Genomic DNA, 18,048 nt, shown 5'->3' on the forward strand with positions numbered 1-18,048 from the left:
TTCCCCACCGTGCCCGCTCCCATGCGGCAGCCCGTGACCCTCTCTGAAGCGAGCACCGCCGCCCTGGCTCAGCCCCCTGCCCCCCAGGTCACCCGGCTGTTGGGCGAGCGGCTTGAGTTGGTGGAAGACCTCTGGCAGACCGTGCTACGCAGTGAGTGTCCACCGACCCACTCCGAGCGACTGCTGCGCCTCAAGCGCTTATCCGACACCAGCAATCACGAACTGGAAGGGGAAGCAGCGGCGGCGATCGTCGCTCTGATCAGCGACATGGACCTCACCGAAGCGATCTCGGCAGCCCGGGCCTTTTCCCTTTACTTCCAGCTGGTCAACATCCTCGAGCAGCACATTGAGGAAGACAGCTACCTGGCCAGTCTCAAATCCAGCAACCACGAAGCCGACAGCGACCCCTTCATACCGCCCCTGGCCAACCAGACCGATCCAGCCACCTTCCGGGAGCTCTTCAGTCGACTGCGGGGGCTCAACCTGCCCCCTGCCACGCTGGAATTCCTGCTGAGGGAGCTGGACATCCGCCTGGTGTTCACCGCCCATCCCACCGAAATCGTGCGCCACACCGTGCGCCACAAGCAGCGGCGGGTGGCGGGGTTGATCCAGCGCCTGCAGCACAGCCACCTCCACGCGCTCGACGATCAGGGCAGCCTGCGCCTCCAGCTTGAGGAGGAGATCCGCCTGTGGTGGCGCACCGACGAGCTGCACCAGTTCAAGCCTTCGGTGCTCGATGAGGTCGACTACGCCCTCCACTACTTCCAGCAGGTGCTGTTCCACGCCCTGCCCCAGCTCCGCCAGCGGCTCCACAGTGCCCTGCAGCAGAGCTACCCAGATGTGATCCCCCCCCGGGACGCCTTCTGCACCTTCGGCTCCTGGGTGGGGGCTGACCGCGATGGCAACCCTTCGGTCACGCCTGAGATCACTTGGCGCACGGCCAGTTACCAGCGGAGGCTGATGCTGGATCGCTACGTCCACGCCGTCAACAACCTGCGCGACCAGCTCAGCATCTCGATGCAATGGAGCCAGGTGAGCACCCCGCTGCTGGAGTCCCTGGAGATGGACCGGCTGCGCTTCCCTGAGATCTATGAGGAACGTGCCGCCCGCTACCGGCTCGAGCCCTACCGCCTCAAGCTCAGCTACATCCTCGAGCGCCTGCGGCTCACCCAGGAGCGCAACCAACTGCTGGCGGAGGCCGGCTGGGAATCCCCATGCGACGCGGCACCGACGACGGCCGGGGGGGGCCTCGGTGCCCAGGCCCCCCAGGACCTTCACTACGGCGGCGTCGATGAATTCCGCACCGACCTTGAGCTGATCCGCGACAGCCTCGAGGCGACCGGCTTGAGCTGCGAACCGATCCTGACCCTGCTCAGCCAGGTGCACATCTTTGGCTTCACCCTCGCCAGCCTGGACATCCGCCAGGAGAGCACCCGCCACAGCGAGGCCCTCGACGAACTCACCCGTTACCTGTTGCTACCCAAGCCCTACGGGGAGATGGACGAGGAGGAGCGCATCGGCTGGCTGCTGCAGGAGCTGCAGACCCGCCGGCCCCTGGCACCGGCCGCTGCCCACTGGTCAGCCGCCTGCGCCGAGACCTTTGCGGTCTTCCGCATGCTCAAGCGTCTGCAACAGGAGTTCGGCCCCCGTATCTGCGGCACCTATGTGATCTCCATGAATCACACGGTGTCCGACATCCTGGAGGTGCTGCTGCTGGCCAAGGAAGCCGGGCTGGTGGACCCAAAGCTGGGTTCTTCCGAGTTGCTGGTGGTGCCCCTGTTCGAAACCGTGGAGGATCTGCAGCGGGCGCCAGCAGTGATGGCGCGGCTCTTTGCCGAGCCCTTCTATCGCCAGTTGCTGGCCAGCAGCAGCCCCGCCGAGCTGCCCCTGCAGGAGGTGATGCTCGGTTATTCCGACAGCAACAAGGACTCCGGTTTCCTCTCCAGCAACTGGGAGATCCACCGGGCCCAGATCGCCCTGCAGAGCCTGTCCACCGACCAGGGGGTCGCCCTGCGCATCTTCCATGGTCGCGGGGGCTCGGTTGGCCGCGGCGGCGGCCCCGCCTATCAGGCGATCCTGGCCCAACCCAGCGGCACCCTCAGCGGTCGCATCAAGATCACCGAGCAGGGGGAAGTGCTGGCCTCCAAGTACTCCCTGCCGGAGTTGGCCCTCTACAACCTCGAGACGGTCACCACGGCGGTGCTGCAGAACAGCCTGGTGAGCACCCACCTTGATGAAACCCCCAGCTGGAATGAGCTGATGGGCCGGCTGGCGGCCCGCTCCCGCACCCACTACCGCTACCTGGTGCACGACAACCCCAACCTGGTGGAGTTCTTCCAGCAGGTCACCCCGATCGAGGAAATCAGCAAACTGCAGATTTCCAGCCGGCCGGCCCGGCGCAAGAGCGGCGCCAAGGATCTTTCCAGCCTGCGGGCGATCCCCTGGGTGTTTGGCTGGACCCAGAGCCGCTTTCTGCTGCCCAGCTGGTACGGCGTCGGGGCGGCCCTGCAGGAGGAGTTGGAGCGGGACGCCGAGCAAGGGGAGTTACTGCGCCTGCTGTACCAGCGGTGGCCCTTCTTCCGCATGTTGATTTCCAAGGTGGAGATGACCCTCTCCAAGGTGGATCTCGACCTGGCCCACCACTACGTTCGCGCCCTCGGCCGCCCCAGCCACCGGGAGCCGTTTGAAGAGATCTTTGAGGCGATCGCGGCGGAATACGTGCTCACCCGTGATCTGGTGCTGATGATCACCGGTCACCGGCGTCTCCTGGATGGCGATCCCGCCCTGCAGCTCTCGGTGGACCTGCGCAACCGGACGATCATCCCCCTGGGCTTCCTTCAGGTGGCCCTGCTGCGGCGGCTGCGGGACCAGAACCGTCAGCCACCGATGAGCGAAGGAGCCAACCCCTCCGGCGATGGCCGCACCTACAGCCGCAGCGAACTGCTGCGGGGTGCCCTGCTGACCATCAACGGCATCGCCGCCGGCATGCGCAACACCGGTTGAGAAGCTTTGATTCCCTTCCGCAGTAGCCCCAGCCAACCGCGCCTGCCGGAGGGCTACCGACTCGAGACCAGCCCCGCCCCCAGACCCCACGAGCTCGATGCGCTGCTTGTGAGCTGCGGCGATCGCTCCCGCACGCCCGAGCTGATTGAGCGCGTGCTCGCTCGCAGCATCTGGCACCTGCTGGTGCGCAATCCCGAAGGCCAGCTGGTGGGGTTCGTGCGCGCCACCAGTGATCTGGCCCTCAACGCCAACCTCTGGGATCTCTCGGCGGCCCCGAGCGAGCCTGCGAGAGCCAGCGTGCTGGAGGCGCTGGTGCACGGAGCCCTGCAACGACTGCGCCGAGAGATGGCCGGCTGCAGCATCTCTCTCTCGGCGCCACCGGAGGCCCTGGAGGCCTTGAGACGCCATGGATTCATCGTGGATCCCGGCGGAATCCGGGCCATGGGTCTGACGCTCGCCCGTCCGGTGGAGAGCGTGGACTGAACACACGAGCATGGAGGGACTCGAACCCCCGACATTCAGAACCGGAATCTGACGCTCTATCCAACTGAGCTACATGCCCTCGCCATGGCCCAAAGCCATGGCCACCGACCGAAAGCAGGCTCCCGGTGGATGGGGTTACCTTAGCCGCACGCCCCCCGGACCCATGCGGCTGCATCGCCTGGAGCTGCTGCAGTTCCGCAACTACGCCGCCTTGAGCCTCGAGCTCAGCTCACCGAGGCTCCTGGTGATCGGCGACAACGGCGAGGGCAAATCGAACCTGCTGGAGGCGGTTGAACTGCTCGGGAGCCTTCGCTCCCACCGCACAAGCCGCGACCAGGATCTGATTGGCCAGGGCGAATCCCTGAGCCGCCTGGGCGGCTGGAGCCCCGACGGTGATCACCTGGAGCTGGAATTGCGCCGGGTAGGGGGTCGCCAGGTCAGGCGCAACGGCAAGACCCTGGAACGCCACCTGGATCTGCTCGGCCCCCTGCGCTGCGTGGGCTTCAGCGCCCTCGACCTGGAGCTGGTACGCGGTGAGCCCTCCCTGCGGCGCCAATGGCTGGATCGGGTGGTGCTGCAGCTCGAGCCGATTTACAGCGAACTGCTCTCCCGCTACGGCCGGCTGCTGCGCCAGCGCAGCCAGCTGCTGCGCCGGGGGCTGGGCCGGGCCCATCTCGCTGACTTGCTGGGGGCCTTCGATCAACAAATGTCCCTGGTGGGCACACGGCTGCACCGCCGCCGCCGTCGGGCCCTCGTGCGGCTGCAACCGCTGGCGGCCGCCTGGCAGGAACGGCTCAGTGGCGGTCGCGAACAACTTGAACTTCGCTACCAGCCCGGCAGCGTGCTGGAGGGGGAGGAGGCCGAGGCCCCCTGGCGCGAGGCCATCGAGGCCCAATTGCTCGCCCAGCGGCAAGAGGAACTGCGCTCAGGGCACTGCGGCGTCGGGCCCCATCGCGATGAGGTGGAGCTGCGGCTGGCGGACCAGCCGGCGCGGAGATACGGCTCGGCCGGGCAACAGCGCACCCTTGTGCTCGCCCTAAAGCTCGCTGAGCTCGAACTGGTGCAGCAGCTCTGGGGCGCGCCACCCCTGCTGCTGCTCGATGACGTACTGGCAGAGCTGGATCTCGGACGCCAGCACCTCCTGCTGGAGGCGGTGGGAGAAGGCCACCAATGCCTCGTCAGCGCGACCCATCTGGGGGCGTTCAGCGGGGGCTGGCGCAGCCGTTCTCAACTTGTGCGGGTGAGCGGCGGAGCGATCAAAGTGGAACTGGCGCCCCCTTGATCTGTGGCCGGGGACACCCATTGCTAGCCGCAGAGACAGCAGGGCACAAGACGTGCCGTCTCTGCGGCGTTATGGTGATGAGCTGTTTCCATGGATCTGATGACCCAGACCCTGCCCACCCTCCACCCCAACCCGGGATGGAATGGAGCCCAAAGCCCCCTCTCCTCGCCCCTCCCCATCCCCAGTGCCACCGACACGGTGGGCAAACACTGCATCCTCGAGCTCTACAACTGCAACAGCGAGAAGCTCGACGACGAAGCCTTTCTCAGGACCGCCATCACGACAGCAGCCAAGCGTGCGGGCGCCACACTCCTGAATCTGATCACCCATCGGTTTGAACCTCAGGGGGTGACGGGGCTGGCCCTTCTGGCGGAATCCCACATCTCCATTCACACCTGGCCCGAATCGGGTTACGCCGCCGTGGATGTCTTCACCTGTGGTGATCACACCATGCCTGAGCGCGCCTGCCAGGTTCTCAGCGAAGAATTGGGAGCCGCCCACCACAAGCTCACCAGCTTCCGGAGGGAGACCCCAGAGGCCCTGGCCGAAGTTGAGCGAACCCCCCTCGCCGCCTGAGCGCAACGCCCGCCGCGCCTCAGCATCTGGCGCGGCACACCATCCCAGCCAGACGTCAGGCGGCCAAGCGGTCGCGGTTGAGCTTGCCACTCACCAATCCCTCCAGGTCGAGGCTCACCGCGGAAAAGCCCAGATCCGCAAAGACTTCGACGAGCTCCTGGCGCCAGAGCCCCCCATCCCCAAGCCGCCCCAGAAGCCCATCCAACTGCTGAGAGGGCACCTCAATGCGCGCCGTTTCACCCTGGCTGCGCACGCGCAATTCGGCGATGCCCTGGCCCCGCAACCAATCCTCTGCGGCAGCAACCCGGCGCAACCGCGAGGCATTGATCGGCTCGCCATAGGGAAAGCGGGAGGCGAGACAGGGCTGGGCTGGCTTGTCCCACCAGGGAAATCCCAGGGCCCGGGATATCTGGCGCACCCCCTGCTTGTCTATGCCACGTTCCGCCAGGGGGGAGCGCACCCCACGCTCGCGGGCGGCGCGAAGTCCCGGTCGGTGATCGCGCAGATCGTCGAGGTTCACCCCATCCACCACCAGGGCCACCGCCGCCCCGCTCTGCTCCGCCAACACGTCCGCCAGGGGGGCCAACAGGCTGTGGAGCTCCCGCTTGCAGGCGAAACAGCGATCGTCGGGGTTAGCGGTGTAGGCCGGATCGTCAAGTTCGCTGGTGGGAATCTCCCGATGGCGGATCCCCATCCAACGGGCCTGGAGTTTGGCCTCCTCCTGCAGGTGGGGCGCCAGGGCCGGCGAGACGCCCGTCACCGCTAGGGCCCGATCCCCCAATTGCTCGGCGGCCAGGGCCGCCACCAGGGCGCTGTCCACCCCGCCGGAGTAGGCCACCACCAGTTGGCGTTGCGCCGCCAGCCACTGGCGAAGATCCTGCAGCGCCAGGTCCAGGCACTCAGGCAGGGTCTCGCCGAGGCGATGGGGGAGAAAACCGGTCTGAAGCGGGCCCAAGTGGCTGGGGAGAGGTCGTTAGGATCCAACGGTAAGAGGCCCGGCGATGGCACCGCCCAGCAGCTCTGAGCGAACCGCAGGCACCGGTCGGGGCATCGGCATTCGCACCGCCTCCGGCAGCAGCGAGCGCAGCAGCGGTCAGCTTCACGTCTATGACGGTGACGGCAAGGGCAAAAGCCAGGCGGCCCTGGGGGTCGTGCTGCGCACCATCGGCCTGGGGATCTGCGAGCAGAAACGCACCCGGGTGCTGTTGCTGCGCTTCCTCAAGGGGCCCGGCCGCGCCTACGACGAAGACGGAGCGATCGAAGCCCTGCAGCAGGGTTTCCCGCACCTGATCGACCAGGTGCGCACCGGCCGGGGCGACTTCTTCACGGCCGCCGAGGCGACCCGTTTCGATCGCCAGGAGGCACAACGGGGCTGGGACATCGCCAAGGGCGCCATCGCCAGCGACCTCTATTCAGTCGTGGTGCTCGACGAACTCTCCCCCGTGCTCGATCTGGGGCTGCTCGACGTCGACGAGGTGGTCCGCATCTTGGCCACCAAACCCGGCGAGATGGAAGTGATCGTCACGGGCCGCGGCGCCCCCCAGAAACTGGTGCAACTGGCCGACCTGCACTCCGAGATGCGCGCCCACCGCCGCGCCGACGGCGATGCCATCGGCTTGGAGGGGATCGAGATCTACACCGGAGAAGGCAAGGGCAAGTCCACCAGCGCCCTGGGCAAGGCCCTTCAGGCCATCGGCCGCGGCATCAGCCAGGACAAGAGTCACCGGGTGCTGATCCTGCAATGGCTCAAGGGCGGCAGCGGCTATACCGAAGATGCAGCGATCGCCGCCCTGCGCGAGAGCTACCCGCATCTGGTCGATCACCTGCGCTCCGGGCGCGACGCCATTGTCTGGCGGGGCCAGCAGCAACCGATCGACTACGTGGAGGCGGAGCGGGCCTGGGAGATCGCCCGTGCCGCCATCTCCAGCGGTCTGTACAAAACCGTGATCCTCGATGAGATCAATCCCACGGTGGACCTGGAGTTACTGCCCGTGGAGCCGATCGTGCAGACCCTGCTGCGCAAACCCGCCGAAACCGAGGTGATCCTCACCGGCCGCTGCAAGAACCCCCCCGCCTATTTCGACCTGGCCAGCGTGCACTCGGAAATGGTCTGCCACAAGCACTACGCCGAACGTGGTGTCGACCTCAAGCGCGGCGTCGACTACTGAGCCCGGCCTAGCAAGGGGGGCTCCGTAGCAAGAACGCTCAGTAACGGGAGACTGTGGAATCCACCTCCTGGCTCCAGGCGTCGATCCCGCCGCTCACGTTCACACCTCTGATGCCATGGCGCCCGAGGGCAATCAGGGCCTTGGCTGAGCGGCCTCCCATCTTGCAGTGCACGTAGAGCGTCTTGCCAGCGGAGAGTTCCCGCACCTGCTCGATGGCTTGCCCTCCCTCGATCTGGTCGAGGGGAATCAGCACGGCACCCTCGATCGCGGCGATCGCCACCTCCGGGGGGTTGCGCACATCCAGCAGCACAAGTTCACTGCGGTCGCCATCCAGCAACCGCTTGAGCTCGCTGACGCTGATCGCGTCCAGGGATCCAGCCTCCTCCTGGCCCGGCGCCGTGCCGCCGACGCCACAGAACTCCTGATAGTCGATCAGCTTGTCAATCACCGGACGCTCGGGGCTGGGCCGCAGCTTGAGCTCGCGGAACTTCATCCGCAGGGCATCGAAGAGCAGCAACCTGCCGCTGAGGGTGGTGCCGATGCCGGTGAGGATCTTGATCGCTTCGGTGGCCTGGATCAGGCCGATGATCCCGGGCAGCACACCCACCACACCACCCTCGGCGCAGGAGGGCACCAGGCCCGGCGGCGGCGGCTCGGGGAAGAGGTCGCGGTAATTGGGGCTTTCGGCATCGAGGTTGAAGACCGTGGCCTGGCCTTCGAAACGGAAGATCGAGCCGTAGACGTTGGGTTTCCCCAGCAACACGCAGGCGTCGTTGACCAGATAACGGGTGGGGAAGTTGTCGGTGCCGTCGCAGACGATGTCGTAGGGGCGGATGATCTCAAGGGCGTTCTCGCTGGTGAGCGCCGTTTCGTAGAGATCCACCTGGCAGTGGGGGTTGATCTCGTGGATGCGGTGCTTGGCCGATTCGATCTTGGGCTTGCCCACCCAGCTGGTGCCGTGGATCACCTGACGTTGCAGGTTGCTGGTGTCGACCACGTCGAAATCGACGATGCCAAGGCGGCCCACGCCAGCGGCGGCCAGATAGAGCAGCAGCGGCGACCCGAGACCTCCGGTGCCCACACAAAGCACCGAGGCAGCCTTGAGCCGCCTCTGGCCCGCCATGCCCACTTCAGGAAGGATCAGGTGGCGGGAAAACCGCGCCACCTCGTCGGGACTGAGTTCAATTCCGGTGGTGTCGGGGGGAAGCATGGGCAGGGGCGGCCGGGAAGAGGCCGAGATCAAGGCATGGCCCCAGTCTCACAAATCCCCGTCCCCGCCCGACGCGCCCCGGCCAGCGGCTGGGCCACCTTCGCCATTCCCGATCAAGGCAAGCCGGTGCGGGTCGCCGGGCGACGAGGGGAACCACCAGGCCCCCAGTCCGCCGTTGTCAGGCCCTGGAGTGCAAATCAACATCAGGGTTGGTGCCAGCACCCAGGCGCGATCGATCGCCGAGGGAACCGCTTCGCCCTCGGGGTGACTGTGGGCGCTGCCCAAGACCTGGAGCCCCTGGCGACGGGCCCATTTCTCGGCCAGCAACTGCTCCCTGGGGTCGATCGCAAAGCGGTTGCGGCGGCTGGCCGACGGGGCCATCCCTTGGTCCCGTTCCAGCCGAGGACCGGGCATGGCAGCCAGGTCAAATCCGAAGGTCTCTGGCCAGCCCGCCCCCCAGACATTCAGGCAAGGCCAGACCACCTCAAGCGTCAACAGGGAGCCATGGGAGCGTCCCAGCAACAGGGCGCAGCCTTCCTCAGGCGCTGCGGCCAGGAGCCCCTCCACGAGCACCGCGGACCAGTATCTGTCCAGCCACAAGCGCTCTGGCATGGGAGGCCCTACACCGATACGTTAGGGCGTTAGAACCTGTAGCCCAATCAGATTCATGAGCGACGAGACAACTGACGTGAAGGAGCCTTCCCTGTTTTCCGCCGTCTCTCCCAGCACAGAAGAAGTCGGCGCGGGCTTCTCTGAGCGCTACAGCGAAATCCTCGGCAAGGTGAACACCGCCCTCGACCAGGTGGATTGGAGCCAGATGGGTCGCGTCGGCAAAGCGGCCGGCATCCTGCTGGCGGTAATCGTGGCTCAGGTGCTGATCAAAGGGGTGCTGGACACCATCAACCTTCTCCCCGTGGTGCCGGGCCTGCTGGAACTGCTGGGCCTGGTGGTGGTGGGCCAATGGAGTTGGCAGAACCTCACCACCAGTGACAAGCGCAGCGCCGTGGTGAGCCGCCTTCAGGGGCTGCGAAGCGAATACCTGGGCTGATCCAGCTCCTCAAGCCTCCACTGGTGGGTTCCGCAGCAGCGCCAGGATCCGTCGCTGGGCCTGGGTGCCATAGCCCCCGCCGAACAGGTTGGCGTGGTTGAGCAGGTGATAGAGGTTGTAGAGATCCACCCGAACCCGGTGAGCCGTGGGCAGGGGCCATTCCGCTTCATAACCAGCGAAGAAGCTGCTGGGGAAGCCCCCGAATAATCTGGCCATGGCGAGATCCACCTCCCGATCGGCCCTGTAGACGGCGGGATCGAACAGGGCACCGCCGCCGCCGGTAAGCACACCGGCGTTGCCGCTCCAGAGATCGCCATGCACCAGGCAGGGCTCGGCAGCATGATGCGCGAGCCATTGCGGCACCTGCTCCAGCAGCACCTCGGACCCCTCGAAGCTCTGGCCTTGGCGCTTGGCCCAAGCCAGCTGCTCCCCCAGACGTCGCTCAGCGAAAAATCGACCCCAATCGGCCATCCAGCCGTTGCATTGGGGTCCTGAGCCGATGAAGTTGTCCCTGGCCCAGCCGAAATCCCCTGGGCCGCTCTCCAGGCTGCGGCGGTGCAACCGGGCCAGGCCCGCTCCCAGGGAGCTCCAGGCACCGGTCTCTCCAGCCCCGTTCAGGGGGAGCCAGGTCATCACCAGCAGGGCCAGGTCCTCCCACTGGCCGCAGAACAAGGGCCTGGGGACCTCCAGATCGGCCCCAGCGGCGGCCGCCAGGGCCCCCAGCCCCTCGCACTCAGCCTCCAGCAGCGGCAGCTGAGGGGCCCTGTTGGTCTTGGCAAACAACCGGCGGCCATCGGTGAGCTGCAGGCTCCAGGCGCTGTGGATGCAGCCGCCACCCACCGGCTGCGCCGCCGTCACCGCCTCCCCCAGCAGGAGGGCGATCGCCGCCACGGGGGGGGCATCGGCTGGAGGCATCGAGGCGATCCGCGTTGGCGCTCCAAGGCTGCCAGCATTCCCGGGCCCCGGGCCACGACCCATGCCCCCTGCCGACCGTCTGGCCGCTGAGGTGTGCGACGTGGTGGTGGTGGGAGGGGGCATCGGCGGTCTGACGGCGGCCGCCCTGCTCGCCAAGGCTGGACTGCAGGTGGAACTGCTGGAGGCCCACCACCAAAGCGGCGGCTGCGCCGGCACCTTTCGCCGCGGCCCCTACACCTTCGATGTGGGCGCCACCCAGGTGGCGGGCCTCGAAAGCGGAGGAATCCACGCCCGCCTGTTCGCCCACCTGGGGGTGGACCCCCCCGCCGCCAGTCCCCTGGATCCAGGCTGCAGCGTGCTGCTGGCGGGGGAGACCACTCCGATCCAGCTCTGGCGCGACCCCCAGCGCTGGGCCCTGGAACGGCAACGGCACTTCCCCGGCAGCGAGCGTTTCTGGCAGTTCTGCGGCAGTTTGCATGCGGCGAACTGGGCCTTCAATCGGCGCGATCCGATCCTGCCGCCCCGCAATGCCTGGGACCTGGCCACCATGCTGGGTGCCCTGGGTCCAGCCCCACTGGCCAGCGGTCTGCTGGTGGGCGCCACCGTGCTCGACCTGCTGCGGCTCGCGGGCTGCGCCGGCGACCAGCGCCTGCGGCGCTTTCTCGATCTGCAGCTGCGGCTCTACTCCCAGCAACCAGCGGATCACACGGCGGCGCTCTACGGCGCCACGGTGCTGGCGATGGCCCAGGAGCCCCTTGGTCTCTGGCACCTCCATGGTTCGATGCAGACACTCAGCGCCGCCCTTGAGCAGGGCCTGGCCCGGGCGGGCGGCCGGCTGAGGCTCCGCCATCGGGTCGAGCGGTTGGTGCCCCCGGGCCAGCACCCGACCCAGGGGACCTGGCGGGTGGAAGGCCAATGCCACGGCACCACCCCGTTCCAGATCGCCGCCCGTGACGTGATCTGCACGGCGCCGGTTCAAGCCCTTCCAGCCCTGCTTGGAGAGTCCCTGCCTCTGGGCTACCGGCGGCGCCTGGCCGGCTTCGATGACCCCTCCGGCGCCCTGGTCTTTTACGGGGCGATTGATCGCGATCGACTGCCCGCCGAGCACCCGTTGCACCTCCAGCTCGAGTGGGGGGATCCCGGCCCCCTGTTCGTTTCGATCAGCGCCGAGGAGGACGGCCATGCCCCAGCGGGCCAGGCGACGGTGATCGCCAGCGTGTTCACGCCTGCCCGCCCCTGGTTCGAGCACGGGGAAGACACCTATCAAGAACGCAAACGAGCCGCCCAGGCGGGCATCGAGGCCGGCCTGGTCCAGTTGCTGGATCTGGCCCCCAAGTCCTTCAGGCACAGCGAGCTGTCCACGCCCAGGGGATTCCTGCGCTGGACGGGCCGGCCCTTCGGCTTCGTGGGCGGCCTCGGCCAGACCCCTGGCCGGTTCGGTCCCTTCGGGCTGGCCAGCCGCAGCCCCCTGACGGGCCTCTGGCTCTGCGGCGATTCGATCTTCCCCGGCGAGGGCACCGCCGGGGTGAGCCAATCGGCCCACATGGCCTGTCGCCAACTGCTGGCACGAAGAGGCTTCTCCCTCAGCCTGGCCGGCTAGTCAACGGCACAGCGGCAACCACTCAGAGGAACGGTGGACGCAGCTCCTGGGCCAGGCGTAAGGAGGCCTCGAGCTGATCAAAACGCCCCTGCTGCACCAGAGCCTGAAGGGCCCCCAGCTGCTGGCCGTAGGCCAGCAGCGCTTCGCCGAGGGCGGCTTGGTTGTGGGTGGCCATCAAGGTGCCCAGCTCAGGATTTCCTCCCCCTACCCTGGTGGTGTCGGCAAAACCACTGGAGGCCAGGGCCCGAACCAGGCCGGCGAGCTCCGGATCGGGAGCGGCGTGATCAGCCGCGAGCAGCAGTGCGGCACTCACGAGCACAGGCAGGTGTGAAATCAGCGCAACGGCCCGGTCATGGGCAGCGGCGGCACAGGTGATCCAGCGGGCCCCCACCACTTCCGCCAGGGCTTTCACCTGCTCAAGGGCTTCGGGATCGGTTTCCGCAGCTGGGGTCGCCACCCATGGGCGCCCCTTAAACAGCTCCCGCTGACCCGCCTCCACCCCGGCAAGGGCCGTGCCCGCCATGGGATGACCGGCGACAAAGCGCGGCCAGAGGGGCTGCCAACGGTCCAGCACCGGCGCTTTGACCGAACCCACATCGGTCAGCACGGCTCCGGCCGGCAGGGCCTCCAGCAACGCGGGGGCGGGATTGAGCAAGCGGTCCAGTGGCAGGGCCAACACCACAAGGTCGCAGTCCACCAGGACCTGAGAATCGGTGGCAATGCGATCGGCCAGGCCCCGTTCGATCGCCCGCTGGGCCGTGGTCTGCCGGTGCACCAGCGCATGGACGCGGGCACCATGCGCTCGAAGATCCAGGGCCAGGGAGCCTCCGATCAACCCCAGGCCAACGATTCCCACCGGCCGCTCCCGCCACAACTCTGTCATTGCCGGTACGGCCTGCTCGGGCCAGCTTCCTACGCTTCCGCCATGTTGGAAGCCCGCGCTCACCACCAGCTCAAAGCTCTGCTGCGTCAGGAGGGTGCCGCGCGCTGGCCCCATCACCTGACCCTCAGCCGGCTGGTGGCCAGAAGCCTGAGGCGCGGCGATCAGACCTTCGTGCGCTTAAGCGCGGGCCGTGATCCCAGCTGGCTGGTGGGACTGCTGGTCCCCTTGGCCCTCAGCGAGGCCCCGGTGGCCCTGGTGCTCAGTGCCGCGCTGCGTCAGCGCCTGCTCCACCAGGAACTGCCCCGGCTCAAGGCAGTGGGGTTGAACCTGCCCTGCTGGGAAGGAGAAGCCGCGCCAGCGGCGGCACGATTGTGGCTGCTGAGTCCTGCTGAACTGGTGACCGCCTGGCGGCGGGACGAGCTGGGAGAGCGTCAACTGGTCCTGCCAGAGGCGGAAGGACTGGAACGGGCCCTGCGCCAGGCCCTGGGAGTCGTGCTCGAAACCAGCCACTGGGAGATGTTGCGGCGCAGCCTGCCGGCCGCCGAAGCCAGCCTGCTGGCCCTGCATGAGCGCCTGAGCCGGCGCATCTTCAGCCATCCCTCCAACCCCGCTCTGCAGGTGGCCCTCAGGCCGGAGGAGGAGGCCCCCCTCGCCCAACTGCTGCAACTGCTCGATCCCTTGCCAGATCCGTGGCCCCGCTGGCTGGAGAGCCAAAGCCCCGACTGGACCGGCTGGGCGACGGTGGATCCCCAGCTGCTGCAATGGACACTCCACCGCCAACCCCTGGAGCCGCTGGAGGTGATGGCAGGCCTGCTGCGGGGCCGCGGAACCGTCCTGATCGGTTCGGAACTGGGGGTTCCGGGCGGCAGCCCCTGGTCGGCAATGGCCAAGAAGGCCCTGGGATTCGATCCCCAGGTGACGGTGCGGCTCAGCGATCCGCCCCTCCAGGACCCACTTCCCATCCACGCTCCCCAGCGCCAGGCTCTGCCCAACAGCCCTGATTTTGGACAGCACCTGTTGGAGCACAGCCGCCGGCTGGTGCTGGGGCAGGAGGGCCTGACCGTCGTGTTGATCGACGACGGGCCCCTGCGGCTGGATCTCATCAGTGCCCTGGCCGCCGAGTTCGGCAGCCGCGTGGATCACCAGACCACGGCCCCCGAGAGCAACGGGGTGCTCTGCTGCAGCTGGGACTGGTGGCTGGCGCATCAGGAACGCCTGCCCCTTCCAGGCCAGATCGTGGTGGCGCTCCTGCCGATCGCCAGCCTGGAGGATCCCCTCACCGCAGCCCGAGTGTGGGCCCTGCGCCAACGGGGCCGCGACTGGTTCCGGGAGCTGCTGTTGCCCGAAGCTCTCAGCCGGATGCAACGGGCCGTGGCAGGACTGCGCCGCAGTGGCGGAAGGCTGGCCCTGCTGGACGGGCGGGTGCGACGGCGCAGCTGGGGCCGTCAGGTACTGGAGGCCCTTGAGCCCTGGGTCGACTTGCCACGGCTGATGCCCCGCTGATCGCTTTTCCGCTCGTCCGCTGCTGCAAAAGGGATCGGCTGATGCCCTCTCGCTCGGCCATGGGGCCTTAACCCCTGCCTGGACCTCTTCAGCCTTGAGCCTGCCCCGCAGCGCTGGTGGCGGCGGTGGCACGGGCTCACCAATGACGACCGATAACCTGAGCGCGATCCAAGCAGGCATGGAGCCATGGGAGAGGCCAAGCGCAGGGCGGAGCAGGGACTGCCCCCCCGCAAACGCAAACAGGAATCCGGCCCCAAGGACACTTCACCGCGGCTGGTGAGCTGGTTGCCGTTGAGCCAACGTCAGGCGAGCCGTTTCGTGGAGGTCTCCACCCAGGGGGCCTGGTACGGCATCGGAGCCCTTGCCCTGTTCTGGGTGACCGTGCGCTTCATCGGCCCGGCGGCCGGCTGGTGGACCCTGGCCGACGGCTGAGGGGAGCTCGGCCTGGGCTGAATCAGGCCCCAGGCCCAAAACCGCATCCCCTGACACTGAGTATTTATACACGCACAAATCGAAAGAAATCCTTAGGATGGGGAGACTGTTCAACAGCGCACCATGTTTCCTCGACTCGCCGAGCACTACCGCTCCGTCGTCCAGGATCTGGTGATGAGCCTGCAGTCCCTGGCCATCAGCCTTCAGGCCCAGGGCCTCTCGGCCACCTGCTACGTCTGCGGTGACGGCCATGACGGACAAGGCGCCTCCTTTGTGGCCGCCCTGGGTGAGGCCCACATGGTGCGCTTTCTGGTCTCGGACTTCGGCATCAGCTGGGTGGAATCCCACAACGGCCATGAGCTGGTGAAACTGGAAGGTGCCGATGCCATCCAGGAATTGGAGCGCTTGGCAACCTTCCTCCAACGCGGATCCTCCGGGGACTCCAACCCTGAGGCAACGCTTCCCACCGCCAGCAGCTCGGCCAAATCCAGCGACTGATCAACGTCACCCCAAGCTCACAGCCTTCCCTGATGAGCCAATGGCGATGGGCCTGAATGCCCAACCCCGGCATCAATCCAATGGCACCTGGAACGCGCCCTACAGCAAGGGTGCGCAGGGGGGTCACAACAGACGCCCCCAGGCGCGGTCAATCCACCTGGGGCAAAGCCTGTTCCTCCTCTTCCACCGTCACCGGAACAGGGGTGGAGGCCAGCTTGGCAGCGGCAGCGGCCAAGGGCTTCATCGAATTGGCGGTGACGTCGGCTCCCTCAGTGAGTTTGCGACGCACCAACGCTTCGATCACTTCCTTCTGCTCAGGGTTCTGCTCCAACCAGACGATGGTGTTGTCACGACCTTGGCCAATGTTGTCTCCCTCGTAGCTATACCAAGCTCCTTTACGCACCACCACACCGGTTTCCTCGGCCATGTCGAGCAGACAGCCCAGGATGCTGATGCCGCGTCCGAAGAGGATGTCGAACTCAGCGATACGGAACGGGGGGGCCACTTTGTTCTTGGCCACCTTCACCTTGGCGCGGATGCCGTATTCCTCGGTGCCACGCTTGAGCGTCTGAATGCGGCGGATGTCGAGGCGCACCGAGGCGTAGAACTTCAGGGCGTTGCCGCCGGTGGTGGTTTCAGGGTTGCCATAGGTGACGCCGATCTTCTGGCGCAGCTGGTTGAGGAAGATCACGGTGCAACCGGATTTGCCGATATTGCCGGTGATCTTGCGCATCGCCTGGCTCATGAGCCTGGCCTGGCTGCCCACCGACAGATCACCCATCTCCCCTTCAATCTCCGCCCGGGGGGTGAGCGCCGCCACCGAGTCGACCACAACGATGTCGACGGCGGCGGAGCGCACCAGCTGGTCGACGATCTCAAGGGCCATCTCACCTGTGTCCGGCTGGGACACCAGCAGGTTCTCAATGTCGACACCCAGAGCGGCGGCATAGACCGGATCCAGGGCGTGCTCCGCATCCACGAAGGCCGCCACGCCGCCGCGTTTCTGCACCTCGGCGATGGCGTGGAGGGTGAGCGTGGTCTTGCCGGAGCTCTCCGGGCCGTAGACCTCCACCACCCGCCCCTTGGGGTAGCCGCCACCCAGGGCCAGATCAAGGGTGAGCGCACCGGTGGAGAAGGTTTCCACCCGCATGCGGGAGGCATCCCCCAGGCGCATGATCGAACCCTTGCCGAAGTTGCGCTCGATCTGGTTCAGCACCAGGCCCAAGGCCTTGTCGCGCTCACTGGCGCGGGCCTCGGCGGCCTTGGCCTCGGAGCCCTTGGCGTCGCCGGAGCGGGCAGCGGTGGTCTTGGGGAAATCAGCAGGCATGGTCGACGTGGTCAGCGATGGAAGGGGCAACGTGGTGGGCCCCACCTGGGGCCAGCTGACAGGCCCCAGGTGGGGCGATGGCGGCTTCACGGAAGCCAGTGCCACCGCTCCCACCCGGCGTATCGCCTAGTACAGACGTACCCTAGCGGATCAGAGCCACCCCGCCAAGGGGGCCGCCAGGCGCTCCGACTCCAGCAGCCCAATCCCTGCGGGCAAGCCCTCACGATCCCCCGGTCCCAGGTACCCCCACGACACCAGAAAGCAGCGCACCCGCTCGAGTCCGGCGGTGGCACGCACCGCCTCCAGCGTTGCGCGGCGGTCTTCGATGAACCAGAGGGGCCGCCCCGTGGCCGCCAGGCGCAGCAGCACCTCTGGCTTGCTGCCCTGCTCATGGCCGAACACTTCGAGCGGCTGAAGGCCAAAACCCGCCAGCAACTCCCGGGCGAAGTCCGCCCCCTTGGTGGTGAGCACGAGCCAGTCGGCGCCTTCCTCCGCCAGGGCGTGCAACCGCTCCGCTACCCCAGGGAACAGATGGTGCAGCGCCAACCAGGCGCCGCGATCGGTGGCGATCGCCAGGCGCCGCACCTGCTCCAGAGCCGCCTGCAGGCGGGCGGGATCCCAGCCCCGACGCCCGATCGCTGCACTCAAAAACAGCTCGTAGGCCCCCAGGACCGCTTGTGGATCAAAACCAGGCCGGCCCAGCTCAGCAGCCACCAGCACCATCTCCCAACCATGATGAATCAGGGGCCGCAACTGGGCGAAGGCCGGCGGCGCCTGGTCGCCCAAGCTCAATTCCGGATCGAGCTCCAGAGCCGCCCGACGGGCGCTCCACCAGTACTCGGCCATGCCATCCACCAGCACGCCATCGAAATCGAAGACCAGCAGGGGGCCGCTGCGGGGGGAGGCTGGGGTCACCGGAGGACCACGCGCGGAGGCTGAAAAACTGGGCCGCTAGGATTCGAACCTAGGAATGGCGGGACCAAAACCCGCTGCCTTACCACTTGGCGACGGCCCAACGCACCAGCGCATTGCTGAGCGCCTAGCTAGTTACCCACAGCAGGTCGCCCTCCGTCAATCTCCGCCGGGGGGTCCGTTGGCGACGGGCAAAGACCAGAGCAAA

The 18,048-nt window shown here is 67.2% G+C and carries 17 protein-coding genes and 2 tRNA genes; 10 read left to right on the forward strand and 9 right to left on the reverse strand.

Annotated elements, in window-relative coordinates; genetic code table 11:
- Positions 1-21 precede the first annotated feature (21 nt).
- On the forward strand, positions 22-3,003 hold the full coding sequence (ppc, locus tag KBY88_RS12510) for a phosphoenolpyruvate carboxylase (RefSeq protein ID WP_254940272.1): 2,982 nt from the start codon (positions 22-24) through the stop codon (positions 3,001-3,003).
- 6 nt (positions 3,004-3,009) lie between these two features.
- Positions 3,010-3,486: an N-acetyltransferase gene (locus KBY88_RS12515; protein WP_254940273.1), complete on the forward strand. Its 477-nt coding sequence runs from the start codon at positions 3,010-3,012 to the stop codon at positions 3,484-3,486.
- 5 nt (positions 3,487-3,491) lie between these two features.
- On the opposite strand, the gene KBY88_RS12520 is transcribed toward KBY88_RS12515, so the two are convergent.
- Positions 3,492-3,565: transfer RNA gene (locus KBY88_RS12520), tRNA-Arg, on the reverse strand.
- Between the two features lie 84 nt (positions 3,566-3,649).
- On the opposite strand from KBY88_RS12520, the gene recF reads away from it, so the two are divergent.
- Both recF and speD read left to right on the forward strand, forming a co-directional pair.
- Complete coding sequence (gene recF / locus KBY88_RS12525) at positions 3,650-4,768, forward strand: DNA replication/repair protein RecF (protein ID WP_254940274.1); 1,119 nt, start codon at positions 3,650-3,652, stop codon at positions 4,766-4,768.
- 99 nt (positions 4,769-4,867) lie between these two features.
- On the forward strand, positions 4,868-5,344 hold the full coding sequence (speD, locus tag KBY88_RS12530) for an adenosylmethionine decarboxylase (RefSeq protein ID WP_254940347.1): 477 nt from the start codon (positions 4,868-4,870) through the stop codon (positions 5,342-5,344).
- A 55-nt stretch (positions 5,345-5,399) separates the two neighbouring features.
- On the opposite strand, the gene larE is transcribed toward speD, so the two are convergent.
- The gene (gene larE, locus KBY88_RS12535) at positions 5,400-6,299 is read right to left on the reverse strand and encodes an ATP-dependent sacrificial sulfur transferase LarE (protein ID WP_396103103.1); all 900 of its coding nucleotides are present in this window, start codon (positions 6,297-6,299) and stop codon (positions 5,400-5,402) included.
- Between the two features lie 46 nt (positions 6,300-6,345).
- On the opposite strand from larE, the gene KBY88_RS12540 reads away from it, so the two are divergent.
- Positions 6,346-7,512, forward strand: coding sequence for a cob(I)yrinic acid a,c-diamide adenosyltransferase (locus KBY88_RS12540; protein WP_254940275.1), 1,167 nt, complete (start codon positions 6,346-6,348; stop codon positions 7,510-7,512).
- 37 nt (positions 7,513-7,549) lie between these two features.
- On the opposite strand, the gene moeB is transcribed toward KBY88_RS12540, so the two are convergent.
- Positions 7,550-8,722 (reverse strand): molybdopterin-synthase adenylyltransferase MoeB, encoded by a 1,173-nt coding sequence (gene moeB / locus KBY88_RS12545; protein WP_254940276.1) that lies wholly within the window; start codon positions 8,720-8,722, stop codon positions 7,550-7,552.
- A gap of 48 nt (positions 8,723-8,770) precedes the next feature.
- Entirely contained in the window at positions 8,771-9,334 is a 564-nt protein-coding gene (locus tag KBY88_RS12550; protein WP_254940277.1) for a M67 family metallopeptidase, read from the reverse strand.
- A gap of 55 nt (positions 9,335-9,389) precedes the next feature.
- On the opposite strand from KBY88_RS12550, the gene KBY88_RS12555 reads away from it, so the two are divergent.
- On the forward strand, positions 9,390-9,770 hold the full coding sequence (locus tag KBY88_RS12555) for a CAAD domain-containing protein (RefSeq protein WP_254940278.1): 381 nt from the start codon (positions 9,390-9,392) through the stop codon (positions 9,768-9,770).
- A 9-nt stretch (positions 9,771-9,779) separates the two neighbouring features.
- Here KBY88_RS12555 and KBY88_RS12560 read toward each other — a convergent pair whose 3' ends face one another.
- Positions 9,780-10,685: a fructosamine kinase family protein gene (locus KBY88_RS12560; protein WP_254940279.1), complete on the reverse strand. Its 906-nt coding sequence runs from the start codon at positions 10,683-10,685 to the stop codon at positions 9,780-9,782.
- Positions 10,686-10,746: 61 nt separating this feature from the next.
- Here KBY88_RS12560 and crtD point away from each other — a divergent pair, with 61 nt between their 5' ends.
- Positions 10,747-12,285 carry a C-3',4' desaturase CrtD gene (gene crtD, locus KBY88_RS12565; RefSeq protein ID WP_254940280.1) on the forward strand — a complete coding sequence of 513 codons (1,539 nt, stop codon included), beginning with the start codon at positions 10,747-10,749 and terminating at the stop codon, positions 12,283-12,285.
- A gap of 22 nt (positions 12,286-12,307) precedes the next feature.
- Here crtD and KBY88_RS12570 read toward each other — a convergent pair whose 3' ends face one another.
- Complete coding sequence (locus KBY88_RS12570) at positions 12,308-13,234, reverse strand: prephenate/arogenate dehydrogenase (RefSeq protein WP_396103107.1); 927 nt, start codon at positions 13,232-13,234, stop codon at positions 12,308-12,310.
- Here KBY88_RS12570 and KBY88_RS12575 point away from each other — a divergent pair.
- The 3 genes from KBY88_RS12575 to KBY88_RS12585 all read left to right on the forward strand — a co-directional run bounded on the left by KBY88_RS12575 (position 13,211) and on the right by KBY88_RS12585 (position 15,601).
- A complete protein-coding gene (locus KBY88_RS12575; RefSeq protein ID WP_254940282.1) occupies positions 13,211-14,671 on the forward strand; it encodes an ATP-dependent DNA helicase in 1,461 nt (486 codons plus the stop codon). The two genes, KBY88_RS12570 and KBY88_RS12575, sit on opposite strands and share 24 nt — an antisense overlap.
- Positions 14,672-14,857: 186 nt before the next feature.
- Positions 14,858-15,103 carry a DUF2839 domain-containing protein gene (locus tag KBY88_RS12580; protein ID WP_254940283.1) on the forward strand — a complete coding sequence of 82 codons (246 nt, stop codon included), beginning with the start codon at positions 14,858-14,860 and terminating at the stop codon, positions 15,101-15,103.
- A 123-nt stretch (positions 15,104-15,226) separates the two neighbouring features.
- On the forward strand, positions 15,227-15,601 hold the full coding sequence (locus KBY88_RS12585; RefSeq protein ID WP_254940284.1) for a DUF1815 family protein: 375 nt from the start codon (positions 15,227-15,229) through the stop codon (positions 15,599-15,601).
- A 148-nt stretch (positions 15,602-15,749) separates the two neighbouring features.
- Here the strand turns inward: KBY88_RS12585 and recA are convergent, their stop codons facing one another.
- From recA to KBY88_RS12600, 3 genes are all read right to left on the reverse strand, one after another.
- On the reverse strand, positions 15,750-16,928 hold the full coding sequence (recA, locus tag KBY88_RS12590; RefSeq protein ID WP_254940285.1) for a recombinase RecA: 1,179 nt from the start codon (positions 16,926-16,928) through the stop codon (positions 15,750-15,752).
- A 150-nt stretch (positions 16,929-17,078) separates the two neighbouring features.
- Positions 17,079-17,774 (reverse strand): HAD family hydrolase, encoded by a 696-nt coding sequence (locus KBY88_RS12595; RefSeq protein WP_396103138.1) that lies wholly within the window; start codon positions 17,772-17,774, stop codon positions 17,079-17,081.
- A 97-nt stretch (positions 17,775-17,871) separates the two neighbouring features.
- Positions 17,872-17,943, reverse strand: a tRNA-Gln gene (locus tag KBY88_RS12600).
- Positions 17,944-18,048: the final 105 nt, after the last annotated feature.

It is taken from the genome of Cyanobium sp. Morenito 9A2, from assembly GCF_024345575.1.
GTDB lineage: Bacteria > Cyanobacteriota > Cyanobacteriia > PCC-6307 > Cyanobiaceae > ATX-6F1.